General features: G+C 39.2%; 14 protein-coding genes. 4 read left to right on the forward strand and 10 right to left on the reverse strand.

The genetic code is table 11. The annotated features are described in order from the left end of the window. The first annotated feature begins 20 nt into the window (after nt 1-20). On the forward strand, nt 21-416 hold the full coding sequence (locus ACFIJ9_RS00355) for an MliC family protein (protein ID WP_375635334.1): 396 nt from the start codon (nt 21-23) through the stop codon (nt 414-416). A 17-nt stretch (nt 417-433) separates the two neighbouring features. Continuing rightward, nucleotides 434-823: an MliC family protein gene (locus ACFIJ9_RS00360; protein ID WP_375635335.1), complete on the forward strand. Its 390-nt coding sequence runs from the start codon at nt 434-436 to the stop codon at nt 821-823. Between the two features lie 16 nt (nt 824-839). Here ACFIJ9_RS00360 and mnhG read toward each other — a convergent pair whose 3' ends face one another. The 7 genes from mnhG to ACFIJ9_RS00395 form a co-directional block, all read right to left on the reverse strand. After that, nucleotides 840-1250 (reverse strand): monovalent cation/H(+) antiporter subunit G, encoded by a 411-nt coding sequence (gene mnhG, locus ACFIJ9_RS00365; protein ID WP_375635336.1) that lies wholly within the window; start codon nt 1248-1250, stop codon nt 840-842. After that, complete coding sequence (locus ACFIJ9_RS00370) at nt 1247-1528, reverse strand: K+/H+ antiporter subunit F (protein WP_375635337.1); 282 nt, start codon at nt 1526-1528, stop codon at nt 1247-1249. Before ACFIJ9_RS00370 ends, mnhG begins: the two co-directional genes overlap by 4 nt. After that, nucleotides 1525-2010: a Na+/H+ antiporter subunit E gene (locus ACFIJ9_RS00375; RefSeq protein WP_375635338.1), complete on the reverse strand. Its 486-nt coding sequence runs from the start codon at nt 2008-2010 to the stop codon at nt 1525-1527. The genes ACFIJ9_RS00370 and ACFIJ9_RS00375 overlap by 4 nt, the downstream gene beginning before the upstream one ends. Continuing rightward, on the reverse strand, nt 2007-3629 hold the full coding sequence (locus ACFIJ9_RS00380) for a monovalent cation/H+ antiporter subunit D (RefSeq protein ID WP_375635339.1): 1623 nt from the start codon (nt 3627-3629) through the stop codon (nt 2007-2009). The genes ACFIJ9_RS00375 and ACFIJ9_RS00380 overlap by 4 nt, the downstream gene beginning before the upstream one ends. Next, entirely contained in the window at nt 3629-3970 is a 342-nt protein-coding gene (locus ACFIJ9_RS00385; protein WP_015857096.1) for a Na+/H+ antiporter subunit C, read from the reverse strand. The genes ACFIJ9_RS00380 and ACFIJ9_RS00385 overlap by 1 nt, the downstream gene beginning before the upstream one ends. Further along, nucleotides 3970-6891 carry a monovalent cation/H+ antiporter subunit A gene (locus ACFIJ9_RS00390; RefSeq protein WP_375635340.1) on the reverse strand — a complete coding sequence of 974 codons (2922 nt, stop codon included), beginning with the start codon at nt 6889-6891 and terminating at the stop codon, nt 3970-3972. The genes ACFIJ9_RS00385 and ACFIJ9_RS00390 overlap by 1 nt, the downstream gene beginning before the upstream one ends. A 231-nt stretch (nt 6892-7122) precedes the next feature. Next, the gene (locus ACFIJ9_RS00395; protein WP_375635341.1) at nt 7123-7620 is read right to left on the reverse strand and encodes a BA14K family protein; all 498 of its coding nucleotides are present in this window, start codon (nt 7618-7620) and stop codon (nt 7123-7125) included. A 167-nt stretch (nt 7621-7787) separates the two neighbouring features. On the opposite strand from ACFIJ9_RS00395, the gene ACFIJ9_RS00400 reads away from it, so the two are divergent. Both ACFIJ9_RS00400 and ACFIJ9_RS00405 read left to right on the forward strand, forming a co-directional pair. Then, nucleotides 7788-8885, forward strand: coding sequence for a carboxynorspermidine decarboxylase (locus tag ACFIJ9_RS00400; RefSeq protein ID WP_375635469.1), 1098 nt, complete (start codon nt 7788-7790; stop codon nt 8883-8885). A gap of 53 nt (nt 8886-8938) precedes the next feature. Continuing rightward, complete coding sequence (locus ACFIJ9_RS00405; RefSeq protein ID WP_375635342.1) at nt 8939-10177, forward strand: saccharopine dehydrogenase NADP-binding domain-containing protein; 1239 nt, start codon at nt 8939-8941, stop codon at nt 10175-10177. A gap of 1164 nt (nt 10178-11341) precedes the next feature. Here ACFIJ9_RS00405 and lpdA read toward each other — a convergent pair. From lpdA to ACFIJ9_RS00420, 3 genes are read right to left on the reverse strand one after another with little or no spacing between them, the layout of a single operon-like run. Further along, nucleotides 11342-12748 (reverse strand): dihydrolipoyl dehydrogenase, encoded by a 1407-nt coding sequence (lpdA, locus tag ACFIJ9_RS00410; RefSeq protein WP_015857101.1) that lies wholly within the window; start codon nt 12746-12748, stop codon nt 11342-11344. A 31-nt stretch (nt 12749-12779) separates the two neighbouring features. After that, nucleotides 12780-13991: a 2-oxoglutarate dehydrogenase complex dihydrolipoyllysine-residue succinyltransferase gene (gene odhB / locus ACFIJ9_RS00415; protein ID WP_375635343.1), complete on the reverse strand. Its 1212-nt coding sequence runs from the start codon at nt 13989-13991 to the stop codon at nt 12780-12782. A gap of 32 nt (nt 13992-14023) precedes the next feature. After that, nucleotides 14024-17023, reverse strand: coding sequence for a 2-oxoglutarate dehydrogenase E1 component (locus ACFIJ9_RS00420; protein WP_375635344.1), 3000 nt, complete (start codon nt 17021-17023; stop codon nt 14024-14026). Between the last annotated feature and the right edge of the window lie 49 nt (nt 17024-17072).

Below are 17072 nucleotides of genomic sequence, written 5' to 3' on the forward strand. Positions count from 1 at the left end.
TAGGAATATAGGGAAGCATCATGAAAAAAACTTTACATTTTTTAGGATTTTTCACCGCTTTAAGTTTATCAATCTTCAGCTCAAACAATAGCTTAGCTGGTTCTTTTATCATTGAGGTACCAGACAATCCAGAGCCAAAAACTGAGACCATTACCTACCAGTGCGATACTGGAACAGGTAAAGAACGCGTTGAAGCGGTCTATCTCAATGCTGATAATATTTCGTTGGTTGATTTCAAATGGAAAGGAGAGCGCGTCGTTGCTGCAAATGTAGTCGCAGACACAGGGGAAAAATACGAAGGAAGCTGGTATATTTGGTGGAAAAAGAACAACGAAGTCACACTTTACGATCATCTTCGTGATCCAGAAAGAAAAACCCCCATCCACTGTAAAGATGAATCAACATTGTTGTTCTAAATAACGAAGGAATCATTATGAAAAAAACTCTTTTTAATTTACGGTTTTTAGTCGTTTTAAATCTATCGCTTTTTAGCTCAACGAGTGCCTTTGCCGGCTCTTTAGTCATTGAGGTACCAGACGATTCAGAACCAAAAAAAGAAACCGCTGTCTATCAATGCAGCAATGAAACAAAAAAAGAACGTGTTGAAGCAACCTACTACACTACCAATGATATTGCATTAGTTGATCTCAAATGGAATGGAAAGCGCATCATCGCTTCCAATGTCGTTTCTGCTTCTGGAGCAAAATATGTAGGGGGTGAATATGTTTGGTGGACAAAAGGAAACGAGGCCTCATTCTACAATACTCTTACTGAAGACCACGCAACGTCCCTCACGTGTGTAGAAGAAAAAAGCACAGAATAAAGAAGCTTCTTGTATTTCAAGAACCGCGCTGGCTCTCATCGCTTGATGTTCCTTCTGACGTGAGTAACTTTTCCTCCGTCTGGTCTAATAAAAGAGCCAGCGGTTTTTCTGACTGTTCTTCTGAATGATGTCGATAAGCTGCTGTATGTGAGAGCAACATAGAAGCTACCGGTGCTGTTAAAAATAAAAAAAACATCAGCAACACTTCATGAAAAACAAAATAATGGTCCACAAATATTGAATAGAGAAATGAAGAAATAAGAATGCTACCAACGCCCCAACTCGTACATACTGAAAGCATATGCAAACGCTCATAAAAACTGGAAAAACGCACCAAACCTATCGTTGCGATCAGTGTCAATCCAGACCCTAATATTAAGAAAACCGTGATAGCAATAGCAACCACAAGCGATACGTCATCTTTCATTCAATAACCTCCCCCCGCATAAGAAACTTCGCTAAAGCGATGCTTGAGACAGACCCCAACAACCCAATAATGAGGGCAGCAACAAAATAAATGGTTGTTCCTGAACGGATATCGAATGTAAGAAACAAAAGAACAGTGGTTATATAAAGAGCATCCAAACCAACAATTCTATCCTGTGCCCGTGGACCACGAATCAACCGAAACAATGCGAAGACCACCGCCAAACTTAAAAAAAACTGTGAAAAGAAAAGCCCCCAATAAAGGATCACCATACTCATAAGAAAATCTCCAAAAGTAACTTCTCATACCGTTGTTTTATCAATCGTTGATAATCATATCCATTTTTTAAATTTAGGACATGGAGCAAAAGCTCACCCTTTTTACTATTATAGGCAACCCAAGCCGTTCCAGGAGTTGCCGAAAGGATGCACGCTAAAATAGCCAAAGCAGTGCGATTATGAAGCAGAAGAGGCACTACAATAAAGCCAGATCGCTGTTTTCGAGACCTTTTTGTTAAAACAAACCAAGCCACCGAGATATTTGAGGATATAGAATCTATCAAGACTCGAAAAATAAGACGAAAAACCGCACTCCAGTTTTTAATAGCAACCTTCTCCGGCTCAAGAAGCCGTATCATCCAACCACAAAACAAAGCGGTTATAATACCTAAAAACAATTGCCCTAAACTAAAACCATTTAAAATAAGCCACATAAGGACAATGACACCACTGAAAAAAGGAGAAGGACAAAAACGATTCATTTATTCATCTCCCTCTTTTCGAGAGAAAAATCCGTTAAAACGCTCCCAATATAATTCTGAGGTTCATACAAAGTCTTAGCAGTTTCAGACATATAATGACTAACAGGACCGGCTACAATTGTTATAAGAAAACACAAGGCAAGAAGAACAGCAATAGGCGCAAATTCTATCACCTGCACACGGGGAACGCGACCTTCAAGAGAAACCCAAAAAGTTCGAATCCCCGTTCGTGTCAGTGCAATCAAAGCTGCAAAACCTGAGAGGGTGACAAAAACCACAAAAAGCCAATCATGATAAACCGGAAGAGAGGCAAAAAAATCCTCTCTACTATGGTTTAAAACTGCCATGAACATCATAAGTTTAGCAACAAAACCAGAAAAAGGTGGCAATCCAATAATCAAAATGGCACAGATACCAAAACAAGCCCCAAGAATTGCCAAGGTTACAGGGAGATATGTGCCAACTTCATCTTCTTCCTCCTCTTCATCATCACCATAAACCTCCATTGTGACAGCCAGAACATTAGCAGCCACATCTTGACAGCGTTCAACCAACTCTACCAAAAGAAAAAAAGCTCCCAGTGCTAAAGTTGAAGAAACAATATAAAAAAGTGCACCTGCTGTCAGTGCTGCATTGCCAATCCCTATTGCTGCCAACAATGTACCAGAAGAGACAAGAACACTATAAGCTGCCAAACGCACCAAAACTTGGCTCGCCAATACCCCAATAAAACCAAAAATCAAAGTGGCAAGCCCACCATAAAACAAAACCGTATGACCAAAATGGTTAAAATATTCACTTTCAGGACCAAACCACAGCAGCGTTAAACGTAAAATAATATAAATACCCACCTTGCTCAAAAGTGCAAAAGAAGCTCCAACGGGCGCTACTGCCGCGCTGTAAGTTGGCACCAACCAAAAATTAAGCGGCCACATACCAGCCTTAAGCAAAAAAGCAATACCTAGAAGTGCAACACCTATTTCGAACAAAACAATATCTGTAGAAGATATATATTTTATTTTAACAGCCAAATCGGCCATATTAAGAGTACCAGCGACTCCATAAATAAGTGCTGTACCAACTAAAAAAAGTAATGAAGCAACAAGATTAACCACAACATAATGCAACCCTGCACGCACGCGTGTCTGACCAGAACCATGCAAAGCAAGCCCATAGGAAGCCGTTAACATAACTTCAAAAAATACAAATAAATTAAATAAATCACCGGTCAAAAAAGCGCCGTTCATTCCAACCATGAAAAATTGCATCAGTGACTGAAAATGAGAACCCGCTTTGTACCAATGAGCCCGCGCAAAAACCAGTACGCTAGTCACCAATAAGCTTGAAAGTAAAAGCATCATGGCGCTTAAACGATCAAGGACCAAAACAATTCCGAAGGGAGAGAGCCAATTGCCAAGCCGATAAACATCGCAAGCCGGCGCTATTTCAAGAGTACGTATAATCAGTAAAACAGCAATAACGACCGACAATCCCGCCGAAAAAAGACTAATCAATGATTTAAATTTCGAACGCCGTTCATCATAAAAAAGAAGAAGTGCTCCAGTGATTAACGGCAAAAGAATAGGCAAAATAAGGAGATGGTGCACCCCTACTTCCATCACTGCACCTCACGTCCATCAACGTGATCTGAACCCGTTAAACCGCGTGAAACCAAGAGAATAACTAAAAATAAAGCTGTCGTTGCAAAACCAATCACAATCGCAGTTAAAACTAAGGCTTGAGGAAGAGGATCGACATAATTAGCTGGATTAATAACAGTAGTAGGATCAACAATTGGAGCGGCATTACTACGCGGTCTACTCATTGAAAACATAAAAAGATTGACACCATAGGAAATCAAAGACAAACCAAGAATGACTTGAAAAGTGCGTGGACGTAAAATAAGCCAAATTCCTGATCCAACAAGAATACCAATACCTAAAGAAAGAACAATTTCCATTAATTTTCCTTCTCTTTCAAAACAGGTTTCTTACCGATTCGGTAACTCCGAATTGACTGGTGTGCAAGTGCAATTAAAATGAGAACAGTTGCTCCTAACACAAGAGAAAGCACACCAAAATCAAACAAAAAAGCAGATGCCATGGGAACTTTTCCAATTAACGGAAAATGAATATATCGAAAAAAGGATGTTAAAAAAGGATATCCAAAAAACCAAGAGCCCATCCCCGTTACGACTGACAACAATAAACCAAAGCCCATCCAACGCAAAGGTAAAACTCTCAAATGCGTTTCCACCCACCGAATATCGCGTGCAAGATATTGTAAAATAAATCCTATCGCCAAAGTAACACCACCGACAAATCCACCTCCTGGCAGATCATGCCCTCGCATAAATAAATAAATAGCAAAAGCGATAATAATCGGAAAGAGCCAACCCATAATAACAGCAGGAACAGCTAAATAATTCAACACTGTATCTCCCACATTTCGATTAGGCTGTGCCATATCAAAGGCTTTCTGGACACGTTGCTGAAAAGGTGCATCAATACTTTCAGGGGCAGGACGAAACCGCCGTAAAAGGGCAAAAACAGTGAGTGATACAACACCCAAAACGACAATTTCTCCCATAGTATCAAAACCACGGAAATCAACCAACAACACATTCACAACATTGCGACCACCAGCATCAGAGTAAGCCTTGGTGAGAAAAAAATCAGAAATCGTCGTACCTTGAGGACGTGTCATCACTGCAAAAGAGAGCCATGCTACACCAGCACCTCCCACAAGGGCTATGATGAAATCACGGATACGACGCAAGCGCACGAAAAAACGAACAGGCGTTGGAGTAGGATTATGCAAACGTTTAGGCAACCACCGTAAACCAAGCAATAATAAGACGACTGTAACAACCTCAACAACTAATTGTGTTATTGCTAAATCAGGAGCAGAAAGCCATAAAAAGGTTGCACAAGTCATCAAACCAGCTCCCCCCGACAACATGAGTGATGCAAGACGATGAAACTTTGCTTGCCAAGCAACTAAAAGTGCACATAATCCGCCAACTAACCAAAGAGCGAGAAAGGGAATATCAACTGGGAAAAGCGGTAACGCCCCCGCTGAAATAAAACCATCGCACCAAAGTAAAAGACCAACAAATGCAAAACACACCCAAAAAATCCAGTGCAACTGTATCTGCAAACGACGTGTTGACAAAATAGATTCCACCGCACGTGCCCATTTCCAAGAAATAATCACGAGAATGCGTTCAAAAATACGCGGTCCATTTAAGTGACGAAAAAAAGGCGCTCCATCATCACAGGATAAAAAATAACGGTGCCCGACAGCGTAGAGTAATCCGCCTCCTAATAACGCAACAAAACTCATCACTAATGGAGTATTAAACCCATGCCAAACAGCTAAACTATAAGGGATTGTCATTGATCCTAAAACAGACACAACCGCGTTATCTAAAATAGGTCCTATTGTTAAATTAGGAAAAATACCAACTGCTAAACAAATAAACACCAAAAGCTCCATTGGTAAACGCATGAAATGCGGTGGTTCATGGGGAGTTTTGGGTAAATTGACAGGTTTTGGTCCCAAAAAAACGCCATGAATAAAGCGTATAGAATAGGTTACACTAAACAGACTAGCCAGCGTTGCTACATAAGGTGCAATCCAATCGAGCCATGATTCCATATGCGTTTCAACAGCTTCAGCAAAAAACATCTCTTTCGATAAAAAACCATTCAACAAAGGAACTCCAGCCATCGCTGCGCTTGCAACTAAAGCGAGAGTTGCTGTAATAGGCATAGAGCGATAAAGCCCTGACAATTTACGCATATCACGTGTTCCCGTCTCGTGATCAATAATACCAGCAGCCATAAATAAAGAAGCTTTAAAAGTAGCATGATTAGCCATATGGAAGATCGCTGCAACACAAGCAAGTGGACTACCAAGGCTTAAAAGCGTGGTAATCAATCCAAGATGACTAATAGTTGAATAAGCAAGCAGCCCTTTCAAGTCTTGCTGAAACATGGAAAAATAGGCACCAAGCAGCAATGTAGAGAGTCCTGAAAAGCCAACCAGCCAAAACCAAGATTCTGTCCCAGAAAGCACAGGCCATAAACGAACAAGCAAAAACAATCCCGCTTTTACCATGGTTGCTGAATGCAAATAAGCCGATACAGGGGTTGGAGCAGCCATCGCATTGGGCAGCCAAAAATGAAAGGGAAACTGCGCACTTTTTGTTAATCCCCCCAATAAAATACAAATAAGGACAGGACTATAAAGAGAACTTGACCGGATCATATCTCCAGACTGCAGCACTTTATCCAAATCAAAACTGCCAACAATATACCCGATCAATAAAACCCCAATAAAAAGTGCAAAACCGCCAAAACCTGTGATCGTTAGAGCCATACGCGCACCCTCACGCGCACTTGCATTATGATACCAATAGCCGATCAACAAAAAAGAAAAAATGCTGGTGAGTTCCCAAAAAATAACCAAAAAGACGAGATTACCTGATAAGACTATTCCCGTCATTGATCCCATAAAGGCCAAAAAAAAGGAAAAAAATCGCGGTACAGAATCTGCTGGATCCATGTAATAACGTGAATAAATGACAACAAGCAACCCAATTCCTGTAATGAGCAAGCAAAAAAGCCACGACAAACCATCTATACGGAGAATCAAATCGCTCCCCCATTCTGGAAGCCAAGAAATATCTAAACGCACTACGTGGTTTCCGCGAACTTCCGGATAAAGCATTATTGTAAAAATAAGACAGAAAAGTGCAACAATCCCAGCAAACCATGCTTCATTATTTTTTGCTGTCGAGCGAAAAAAGCCAATGATAGCACTTCCACCAAAGGGAAGCAAAACGAGCAATATCAACATTGCTTCCCGTGTTGTCATTCTTTCAACTCCATCCTGTCCTTAATATTTTGTCATCGACAAAACAAAAACTTATATCCTCACCCCCCATTCCACACTTAATGATAATAAGATTTAATAAAACTTAAAAGTATTTAAATTTTTCAAAAAAAACGCTTTCATGAAAATGCTGCGCACCACGCAAGTTTTCCCTTTATTGTAAGAACAATAACGCCCACGACAAGAAGCAATTAAAAATTTATTTAATAATTTCTATCCTTTAAAAAAGCGTGATAAACACTGTTTACGCCCCCCATGAAAAGGCTGAAAACTATTATCATTTTTATTATAAGAGCGATAACGCGCACGGCAAGATTCAATATGTTGTTTAAGCATCCATGGCTCTTTTTTTTCTAATTTTTCCGAAGAAGACGTTAAAAACACTTTTTTAGCATCTGGTACAGCTTTTAATGATGCGCTTTTTGTGCTTAAGTGCGGTGACGTAACAAATGCCACTTCAGGATACCACCAATTATCACTATATTTACGATAACCACGCCGATAATGACGATAACCTTTAAAACCATTAAGTTCTCTACGCCCCGTAAAAATCAAAGGCACCGAACTATCTTGGACAGAAGTCTGAGTAACCAGTTTGGCTTTAGCATCACTCCTATTTTGCCCCCAATTAACAAGAGTAGTTGTTACAATGAAAAAACTGCTAACCAATACAAAAGCTAAAGCATAATATAATTTTTTTTTCATACTCATAACGCAAAACTCAAAATAATAAACAACAGTAATTACAGAAAGCCTTTCTCTTTCTAGACAGAAACAGATTCTTTTCTTAAGACTCTTTTTTCTTGAGACATTCTGTTACTCTTTGTACTAAACGTTGATCTTGGTAATAAGATCCTTCAAAGAAGAATGAATAAATGATGATAAAAACCCCCTACTACCTTATAGACAAATCGAAACTCATCAAAAACATGCAAACAATTTCTCGTTTACGGGAAATGTCTGGAGCTAAAATTTTACTTGCTTTGAAATGTTTTGCCACATGGAGTGTTTTTGATTTAATGTCTGAGTTCATGGATGGAACCACATCATCATCCCTTTATGAGCTGCGTTTAGGAAGAGAAAAATTTGGCAAAGAAACACATGCTTATTCGGTTGCTTGGGCCGATCATGAAATTGATGAAGCCTGTAGCTATGCAGACAAAATTATCTTTAACTCAATCCAACAACTTCAACGTTTTTCTAAAGCTAGCAAAACCATCCAACGGGGTTTGAGGTTAAATCCAGGAATCAGCGCATCCAATTTTGATCTTGCCAATCCCTCCCGCCCTTTTAGCCGCTTAGGCGAAACCAATCAAAGCGCTATAAAAGAAGTTCTACCCCTCATAAATGGCCTGATGATCCACAACAATTGCGAAAATGCTGATTTTAATCTTTTTAACCAAATGCTGAATCACATGGAAGAAAAATTTGCAGAACTTTTCGCTGCGGTTAACTGGATAAGCCTTGGTGGCGGAATCCATTTTACCGCTGAAAATTATCCTTTAGAATCTTTCGCAAAACGTTTAAAACAATTTTCTAAAACCCATGGTGTTACTCTTTTTCTAGAACCAGGAGAAGCTGCTATCACCAAAAGCACCACATTAGAAGTCAGTGTTCTTGACACATTGTATAATGAAAAGAATCTTGCCATCGTTGACAGCTCAATTGAAGCACATATGCTTGATCTTCTCATTTATCGTGAAAATGCCAAATTAGAACCGAATCAAGGACCACACGAAATCATGGTTTGTGGAAAATCTTGTCTTGCTGGTGATATTTTTGGAACATTTCAATTTCAACAACCTCTTAAAATAGGCGATCGGCTGTCTTTTCAGGATGCAGCAGGTTATACAATGGTCAAGAAAAACTGGTTTAATGGCGTTACAATGCCTGCTATTGTTCTCAAAGAATGCGATGGTACACTAACACTTCAACGCCAATTCAGCTATAACGACTATCAGAAAAGCCTTTCATAAAGATCAACCATAAAAACGTCATACAACAGTATTAAAAAGGAGATGAACCTACAATGAAAAAAAATGTTCTCATTATTGGTGCTGGAGGTGTTGCACAAGTTGTTGCACACAAATGTGCTCAAAACAACGATATTCTTGGTGAAATTCATATTGCTTCACGAACACTCAAAAAATGTGAAGCCATCATTGCTTCTATTAAAGAAAAAAACACTATGAAAGAACAGGGTGTTCTCAAAAGCCATTCGCTCAATGCCATGAATGTAGAAGAAACTATAAAGCTCATCCAAAAGACCAAATGCGAAATTGTCATTAATGTTGGTTCTGCCTTTCTTAATATGTCTGTTCTTTCAGCTTGTATTGAAACCAAATGCGCTTATATCGATACAGCGATCCATGAAGACCCCTTGAAAATTTGTGAAACACCTCCTTGGTATGGCAATTATGAATGGCCTCGGCGTCAAGAATGTGAAAAAGCTGGTATAACCGCTATTTTAGGAGCAGGTTTTGACCCAGGTGTAGTGAATGCCTATGCAGCATTAGCGCGCGATAATTATTTTGATAAAATCACAGATATTGATATTATTGATATTAATGCCGGAAATCATGGGCGTTGGTTTGCTACAAATTTTGATCCAGAAATTAACTTCCGTGAATTTACAGGACAAGTATGGTCATGGCAAAATAAAAAATGGACTTCCAATAAAATGTTTGAAATCAGCCATGAATGGGATCTCCCCGTTGTTGGAAAACAAAAAGCCTATATGACAGGGCATGATGAAATTCATTCATTATCGAAAAATCTCGATGTGGAGAACGTCCGTTTCTGGATGGGATTTGGTGAACGTTATATCACTGTTTTTACGGTTCTAAAAAACCTCGGACTCTTATCCGAACAACCGATTAAAACGGCAGAAGGTCAAGAAGTCGTGCCCTTGAAAGTCGTGAAAGCCGTCTTACCCGACCCTTCCTCTCTCGCCCCAAACTACACAGGAAAAACCTGTATCGGAGATCTTATTAAAGGCGAAAAAGATGGACACCTGCGAGAAATTTTTATCTATAATATAGCCGATCATAAACAAGCTTTTCATGAAACTGGAGCACAAGGCATTTCCTATACCGCTGGCGTACCAGCTGCTGCTACAGCCCTTCTCATTGCTACAGGCGAATGGGATGTTAAGACTATGGTCAATGTAGAGGAATTACCACCCCGCCCTTTCCTTAAATATCTTGATCGTATGGGGCTTCCCACTTTTATAAGAGAACAACAAGAGGATAAAAAATTAGAATTTTAAATTTATACCTATAGAAAACATATGCTTAATTTTTTAAGTTATCAGAAAACTGCCCAATGAAAACAAACTTAATATTCTCATGTAATTATGGTTTTCAAAAAAATTTTAGTTATTCGTTATATTTTGGCAACATTACGATTTCTTAACAACCTTAAAGAAGAAACATATCATCTTTCTAAGACATAACAAGCAATGATCAAGAAAAACAGAGAAGCAAAAACTAATTTAATCACACTGTATAACTTGTCATTATCATCAAAAAGATAGTGTGATAAAGAAAAGATATAAAAATACCGCTCTTTTAAAAAAGAGTGGTATTTTGTAGAATATTCAATCCCTCCCCTCTTCATCTTAAATGACAAATATCCTTAACCCACACCAATCATTAAACAATTCAATTTCTTTGAGCGAATTCCTCTTGGCTTCTCTCTTCATATGATTCATTATCATATATAACACATTGATTTATAACAATAAATATCACTTTCAACTTGATTCATAACGCTGAATATTATAAGATTCTCTTATCACAAACTCCCTCACATTGAATCAATTAATATCTTTTTCCTGCACATCACAAACAAAGCGGGCGTGTGAGTAAAAATGATAAAAGAAAAGAATAAAAATCTCTCTTATAAAAACTCTCAAATAATAAAGAGCTTTAGCAATATTGAGAACTGAAAAAGTGCATTATAATGTCAGCGTGTACTTTTACTAAACATAAAGATGATGATGCACAAATAGGTCTTATAACAATTTGAATGAATTTTATATATTTCAAGAGGAACTTTACAGCTATACCATTCATGAGCACCATCGTGAAATAGGTTTGCGCATTTTGAGAGATGTGTTCTTAAAACAAAGCACGCAAATAGGCTCAGAACCCTATCCTAAATATTTTATAATAGTATAAAAACCACCCCATATGTAAAACTTTACATAAACCAAACAAACACCACCGCTCTAAACAATAATACACAACAGGATAATCAATAAAAACTACACAACTGAATTTTAAAACAATAATTATAGAAAAGCATACAACAAACGGAATATTTCAATACAATTGGTTGTATTCCTTTTTAAAGTTTTAAAATGTTGTTGTATGCTTCACAAATATTTTCTGCCTCCTATGACTTTTAAAATGTACTTTTTAAAAGCTTTTTAAATATGAAGTGGTTTAGCAAATGTTGCCAAAGCTGCCTCACGCACGGCTTCTGATAAGGTAGGATGTGCATGGCAACAACGCCCCAGATCTTCTGATGAACCACCAAATTCCATTAAAACTGCAATTTCATGGATCATTTCACCAGCACCAAATCCAAGAATATGCCCCCCTAATACCCGATCTGTTTTTTTATCAGAAAGGATTTTAACGAACCCATCACTCTTTTGCATTGCACGAGCACGACCATTAGCCATAAAAGGAAATTTGCCAACATTATATTCAATACCAGCAGTTTTTAGCTCTTCTTCTGTCCTTCCTACACTAGCAATTTCCGGCTGTGTATAAACAACACTAGGAATAACATCAAAATTAACATGCCCTTTTTGACCTGCCAAAATTTCTGCCACAGCAACGCCTTCTTCCTCTGCTTTATGCGCTAACATTGGCCCTTTTACGACATCACCAATCGCATAAATTCCTGGAACATTCGTCTGCCAATGGGCATCAATTGCAATAAATCCGCGTTCATCTAACTGAACACCAGCCTCCCCTAAGCCAAGCCCCTCCGTATACGGAGAACGTCCAGTAGCAATAAGCACAACATCAGCCTCTAAAGTTTCAGCTGCACCACCTTTGACGGCTTCAAAAGTCACCTGAGCAGTTGAGCCAGATTGTGTAACAGCTGTCACCTTTGTTCCCGTCTTATATTCTATCCCCTGTTTTTCCATTAATTTCTGAAATTGCCGTGAAACTTCACCATCCATTGAGCCCAAAATTTTATTAAGATACTCAATAATGGTAACTTTAGCACCTAAACGGCTCCAAACTGATCCAAGTTCTGAACCAATAACACCAGCACCCACTACAATCATATGCTCTGGTACTTTTTCAAGTGAAAGGGCTCCCGTAGAAGAAACAATAGTCTTTTCATCAATTTCAACATTCACACCTGGAATGCCTGAACTCTCTGAGCCCGTAGCAATAATAATATTTTTTGTTTCAATTGTTTGTTTATTACCATCTCTGGCAACAACTTCCACATGACCCGCACTCAAAATTTTAGCTGTCCCCAAAAAAGTATCAACTTTATTTTTTTTCATCAAAAAAGAAACGCCACTTGTATTGGCTGTCACCACAGCTTTCTTATGAACCATCATTTGTTCAAGATTAAGCTTAGATTTGCCAATAGAAATACCAAGTGTTTCAAAACCATGCTGGGTTTCAGAAAACACTTCTGAAGCATGCAACAACGCTTTAGAAGGAATACAACCAACGTTGAGACATGTTCCTCCTAATGTTGTACGCTTTTCAATAATCGCTACTTTAAGTCCTAGTTGTGCAGCCTTTATTGCTGCTACATAACCACCTGGACCCGCTCCGATCACAGCCACATCATAAGACATCCGTTTCTCCTTTCATCCTGAAAACTGTATTTTACAAATCAAGAACAAGGCGTTCCGGATCTTCTAAGCTTTCCTTAACACGCACAAGGAAAGTTACAGCTTCTTGCCCATCCACAATACGGTGATCATAAGAAAGCGCTAAATACATCATGGGGCGGATCACAACTTGGCCCTCAACAACCATTGCTCGCTCTTTAATCGCATGCATTCCCAAAATACCAGATTGTGGTGCATTCAAAATCGGTGTTGACATCAACGATCCATACACACCACCATTGGTAATGGTAAAAGTTCCCCCTTGCATATCAGAAACGGCTAATTTTCCATCACGCGCAAGACGCCCCAAACGACCAATCTCTTTTTCAATCTCTGCCAATGACATTTGATCTGCATCTCGCACTACTGGAACAACAAGCCCTTTATCCGTTCCAACAGCAATTCCAACATTGACATAGTTTTTGTAAACAATATCTGTCCCATCAATCTCGGCATTAACAGCAGGAAGTTCTTTTAATGCATGACAAACAGCTTTGGTAAAAAAGCCCATAAAACCAAGTTTAACACCATGTTTCTTTTCAAAAAGGTCCTTATAACGCTTGCGCAAATCCATCACCGCTGACATATCAACCTCATTAAATGTGGTTAACATTGCTGCTACATTTTGTGCATCTTTAAGACGGCGAGCAATTGTTTGACGCAATTTCGTCATACGAACCCGCTCTTCACGTGTTTCTTGGACAGGAGCTGCCGAAGCACTCGTCGCAGAAGAAGAGGGTGTAGAGGCATTTGTACTTTGTTTTAATCCACCAAGAACATCTTCTTTAAGAATTTGTCCACGTTTTCCAGAACCTGAAATATCGCTTTTTGCAACATTATTTTCAGCCATCAATTTTGCTGCTGAAGGAGAAGGAGGCATTGTACTGCTCGAAGCAGGCTTCTCTGATTCAGATGAAGCCGCTGGAACAAGTGTAGCAGAAGGTGAAGATGATTGGGAGACACCAGCTTCTCCAGCTTCCACCACTCCTAAAAGAGCATTTACTTCAACCGTATCGCCTTCTTTTGCAATGATTTCAGATAATTTTCCCGCAACAGGAGAAGGAACTTCAACGGTCACCTTATCAGTTTCTAATTCAACCAAAGGCTCATCCATAGCGACAGCTTCGCCAAGTTTTTTAAACCATTTGCCAATCGTTGCTTCGGTAACCGATTCGCCCAAAGTAGGAACACGAATTTCAGTAGTCATAATATTTTTCCATACATCAGAGTAGTAATAAATTAAGAACCTAACGCGTCTTTAAGAAACGCAGCCAGTTGTTCAAGGTGTTTCACCATTAACCCAGAGGCCGGTGACGCACTCGCAGGACGTCCTGCATAACGAGCACGTGAATATTGCGCATTAATATGCGTCAAAACCCATTCCAAATAAGGCTCAATAAATGACCAAGCCCCCATATTTTTTGGTTCTTCTTGGCACCAAAAAACTTCCGCCTGCAAAAAGCGCGACAACACATTCACCAAAACTTTAGCAGGGAAAGGATAAAGTTGTTCAACACGAAGGAGGTAAACATCATCAATACCCTTTTTTTCACGTTCTTCATAAAGGTCGTAATAAACCTTACCAGTACAAAGAACGACACGGCGAATTTTATTATCTTTCTGCAACTTAATGACAGAATCTTTGAGACATTCTGCATCATCAAGCAACACACGACAGAAACTTGTTTCTGGCCCCATTTCATTGAGAAGAGAAACAGCGCGCTTATGACGTAAAAGTGATTTCGGTGTCATCAAAATCAATGGCTTACGGAAGTCACGCTTAATTTGTCGACGCAAAATATGAAAATAATTTGCAGGGGTTGTACAATTAGCAACCTGCATATTATCTTCCGCACAAAGTTGAAGAAACCGTTCTAAACGTGCAGAAGAATGCTCCGGCCCTTGCCCTTCAAAACCATGAGGCAATAAACACACAAGACCAGACATACGAAGCCACTTACGCTCCGCGGATGAAATAAATTGATCAAAAATGACCTGTGCACCATTAGAGAAATCACCAAATTGTGCTTCCCAAAGTGTTAATCCTCGTGGTTCAGCAAGAGAATATCCATATTCAAAACCAAGAACAGCTTCTTCAGAAAGCATAGAATTAACAACTTCATAAAGCGCTTGCCCTTTTTGTAAATGATTCAAAGGAATATAACGCGCCTCATTTTCTTGGTCATAAAGAACTGAATGACGTTGTGAAAAAGTTCCCCGTTCAACATCCTCACCGGAAAGACGAACCGGTGCTCCTTCCAAACAAAGAGAACCAAAAGCTAGAGCTTCAGCGGTTGCCCAGTCAACACCCTCACCGGTTTCGAAAATTTTAGCACGATTATTTAAAAAACGTTGAATGGTTTTGTGAACGTGAAAATCTGCCGGAATTTCGACAATTTTCTGACCAATTTCCTTTAAAATTTTTAATTCAACACCGGTTGTTCTAGAATGTTGTTCATCAGAACTACTAAAAGCTTTGAGTCCCGTCCAGCTTCCATCAAGCCAATCAGCTTTATTAGGCTTATAAGAAGCACTTGCTTCAAATTCACCTTCAAGCTTATCGCGCCATAATTTTTTTTGTTGCTCAATCTCTTCTAAAGAAATCACCCCTTCTGCTACCAATTGGTCACTATAAAGTTGAAGTGTTGTTTTATGATTACGAATTGCTTTATACATAAGCGGTTGCGTAAAGGAAGGCTCATCACCTTCATTATGCCCATAACGGCGATAACAAAACATATCAATAACCACCGGTTTATGGAAAATTTGGCGAAACTCTGTTGCTATTTTGGCAACAAAAACAACTGCCTCAGGATCATCACCATTCACATGGAAAATTGGTGCATCAATCATTTTTGCAACATCTGATGGATAAGGCGAAGAACGTGAAAAACGTGGAGATGTTGTAAAACCAATCTGATTATTGATAATAACATGAAGTGAGCCTGCAACACGATAACCTTTAAGACCTGAAAGACCAAAAGTTTCTTGGATAACGCCTTGTCCCGCAAAAGCAGCATCACCATGAATAAGCAATGGCATCACTTTTGAACGCTCACTTAATGAGAGTAAATCAGTATGTGCAAGTCCCATAAGTTGATCTTGTTTAGCACGTGCTTTTCCCATAACAACCGGATCAACAATCTCAAGATGAGATGGATTGGCCAACAGCGATAAATGAACTTTTTTACCATCAAATTCAAGATCAGCTGAAGTTCCCAAATGATATTTGACATCACCGGATCCCTCCACATCATCAGGCTTATAAGATCCCCCTTTGAATTCATGAAAGATAGCCCTATGCGGCTTGGCAAGAACTTGTGAAAGAACATTTAAACGACCACGATGTGCCATTCCTAAAATAACTTCCTGTACCCCTAAAGCACTACCACATTTGATAATCTGTTCAAGAGCGGGAATCAGCGCCTCACCACCATCGAGTCCAAAACGCTTTGTACCTTTATATTTAGTGTCTAAAAACTGTTCGAATCCTTCTGCCTGAATAAGCTTTTTCAGGATAGCTTTCTTGTCTTGTTGTGTGAAAGAAATTTTTTCATCTCGCCCTTCAATGCGTTCTTGAAGCCATGCTTTCTGAACCGGATCAGAAACATGCATATATTCCACACCGATTGTTGAACAATATGTACGGTTGAGAATTTCAAGCATTTGTGGAATAGTTGCATATTCCAACCCTAAAACATTATCAATAAAAATGGGACGCTCGTAATCAGCTGGAGTAAAACCATAAGCTTCTGGAGAAAGTTCCTTATAATCTTCTTGTTTTTCGGCCAATTGAAGAGGGTCAAGCCGCGCACGAAGATGCCCCCGTGCTCGAAACGCACGAATCATCATAATTGCATGAACGGAATCACGTGTTGCACGAATAATATCTTGCTCACTGGAAGTTTTTCCCTTTTGTGCAGCACCTGTTATTGCTTTTTCCTTTAATTTATCACCAAGATATTTTTCAAGAGAAGACCAATCACCATCAAGAGCAGAAACCAATTCTCCATTTGCCTTTACTGGCCAATGATCACTTTGCCATGTTGCCCCTTCAGCATTTCTGAGAACATCTTCTTTATTATCATCAAGTCCTTCAAAAAAAGCACGCCACTGTGAATCAACACTGGTAGGATCTTTTTCATATTGAGCATAAAGTTGATCTATATAATCCGCATTGCCACCATAAAGAAATGATGTCTGTGCAAAAAGGCTATTTATTTCGTCCTGCCTTGCCATATACCTCTCCGGAACATCTATTCCGTCTCCTTATATCTCTTTTCGACCT

The organism is Bartonella sp. MR90HLJMH (assembly GCF_042194115.1).
Classification (GTDB): Bacteria; Pseudomonadota; Alphaproteobacteria; order Rhizobiales; family Rhizobiaceae; genus Bartonella; species Bartonella grahamii.

What these genes read in the sequence shown, in the direction of transcription:
- ACFIJ9_RS00405 (WP_375635342.1), top strand. Translation starts at nt 8,939, where the DNA reads ATGAAAAAAAATGTTCTCATTATTGGTGCTGGAGGTGTTGCACAAGTT.
- ACFIJ9_RS00380 (WP_375635339.1), bottom strand. Translation starts at nt 3,629, where the DNA reads ATGGAAGTAGGGGTGCACCATCTCCTTATTTTGCCTATTCTTTTGCCG.
- ACFIJ9_RS00370 (WP_375635337.1), bottom strand. Translation starts at nt 1,528, where the DNA reads ATGAGTATGGTGATCCTTTATTGGGGGCTTTTCTTTTCACAGTTTTTT.
- ACFIJ9_RS00355 (WP_375635334.1), top strand. Translation starts at nt 21, where the DNA reads ATGAAAAAAACTTTACATTTTTTAGGATTTTTCACCGCTTTAAGTTTA.
- odhB (WP_375635343.1), bottom strand. Translation starts at nt 13,991, where the DNA reads ATGACTACTGAAATTCGTGTTCCTACTTTGGGCGAATCGGTTACCGAA.
- ACFIJ9_RS00400 (WP_375635469.1), top strand. Translation starts at nt 7,788, where the DNA reads ATGATAAAAACCCCCTACTACCTTATAGACAAATCGAAACTCATCAAA.
- ACFIJ9_RS00375 (WP_375635338.1), bottom strand. Translation starts at nt 2,010, where the DNA reads ATGAATCGTTTTTGTCCTTCTCCTTTTTTCAGTGGTGTCATTGTCCTT.
- ACFIJ9_RS00395 (WP_375635341.1), bottom strand. Translation starts at nt 7,620, where the DNA reads ATGAGTATGAAAAAAAAATTATATTATGCTTTAGCTTTTGTATTGGTT.
- ACFIJ9_RS00390 (WP_375635340.1), bottom strand. Translation starts at nt 6,891, where the DNA reads ATGACAACACGGGAAGCAATGTTGATATTGCTCGTTTTGCTTCCCTTT.
- ACFIJ9_RS00385 (WP_015857096.1), bottom strand. Translation starts at nt 3,970, where the DNA reads ATGGAAATTGTTCTTTCTTTAGGTATTGGTATTCTTGTTGGATCAGGA.
- lpdA (WP_015857101.1), bottom strand. Translation starts at nt 12,748, where the DNA reads ATGTCTTATGATGTGGCTGTGATCGGAGCGGGTCCAGGTGGTTATGTA.
- ACFIJ9_RS00420 (WP_375635344.1), bottom strand. Translation starts at nt 17,023, where the DNA reads ATGGCAAGGCAGGACGAAATAAATAGCCTTTTTGCACAGACATCATTT.
- mnhG (WP_375635336.1), bottom strand. Translation starts at nt 1,250, where the DNA reads ATGAAAGATGACGTATCGCTTGTGGTTGCTATTGCTATCACGGTTTTC.
- ACFIJ9_RS00360 (WP_375635335.1), top strand. Translation starts at nt 434, where the DNA reads ATGAAAAAAACTCTTTTTAATTTACGGTTTTTAGTCGTTTTAAATCTA.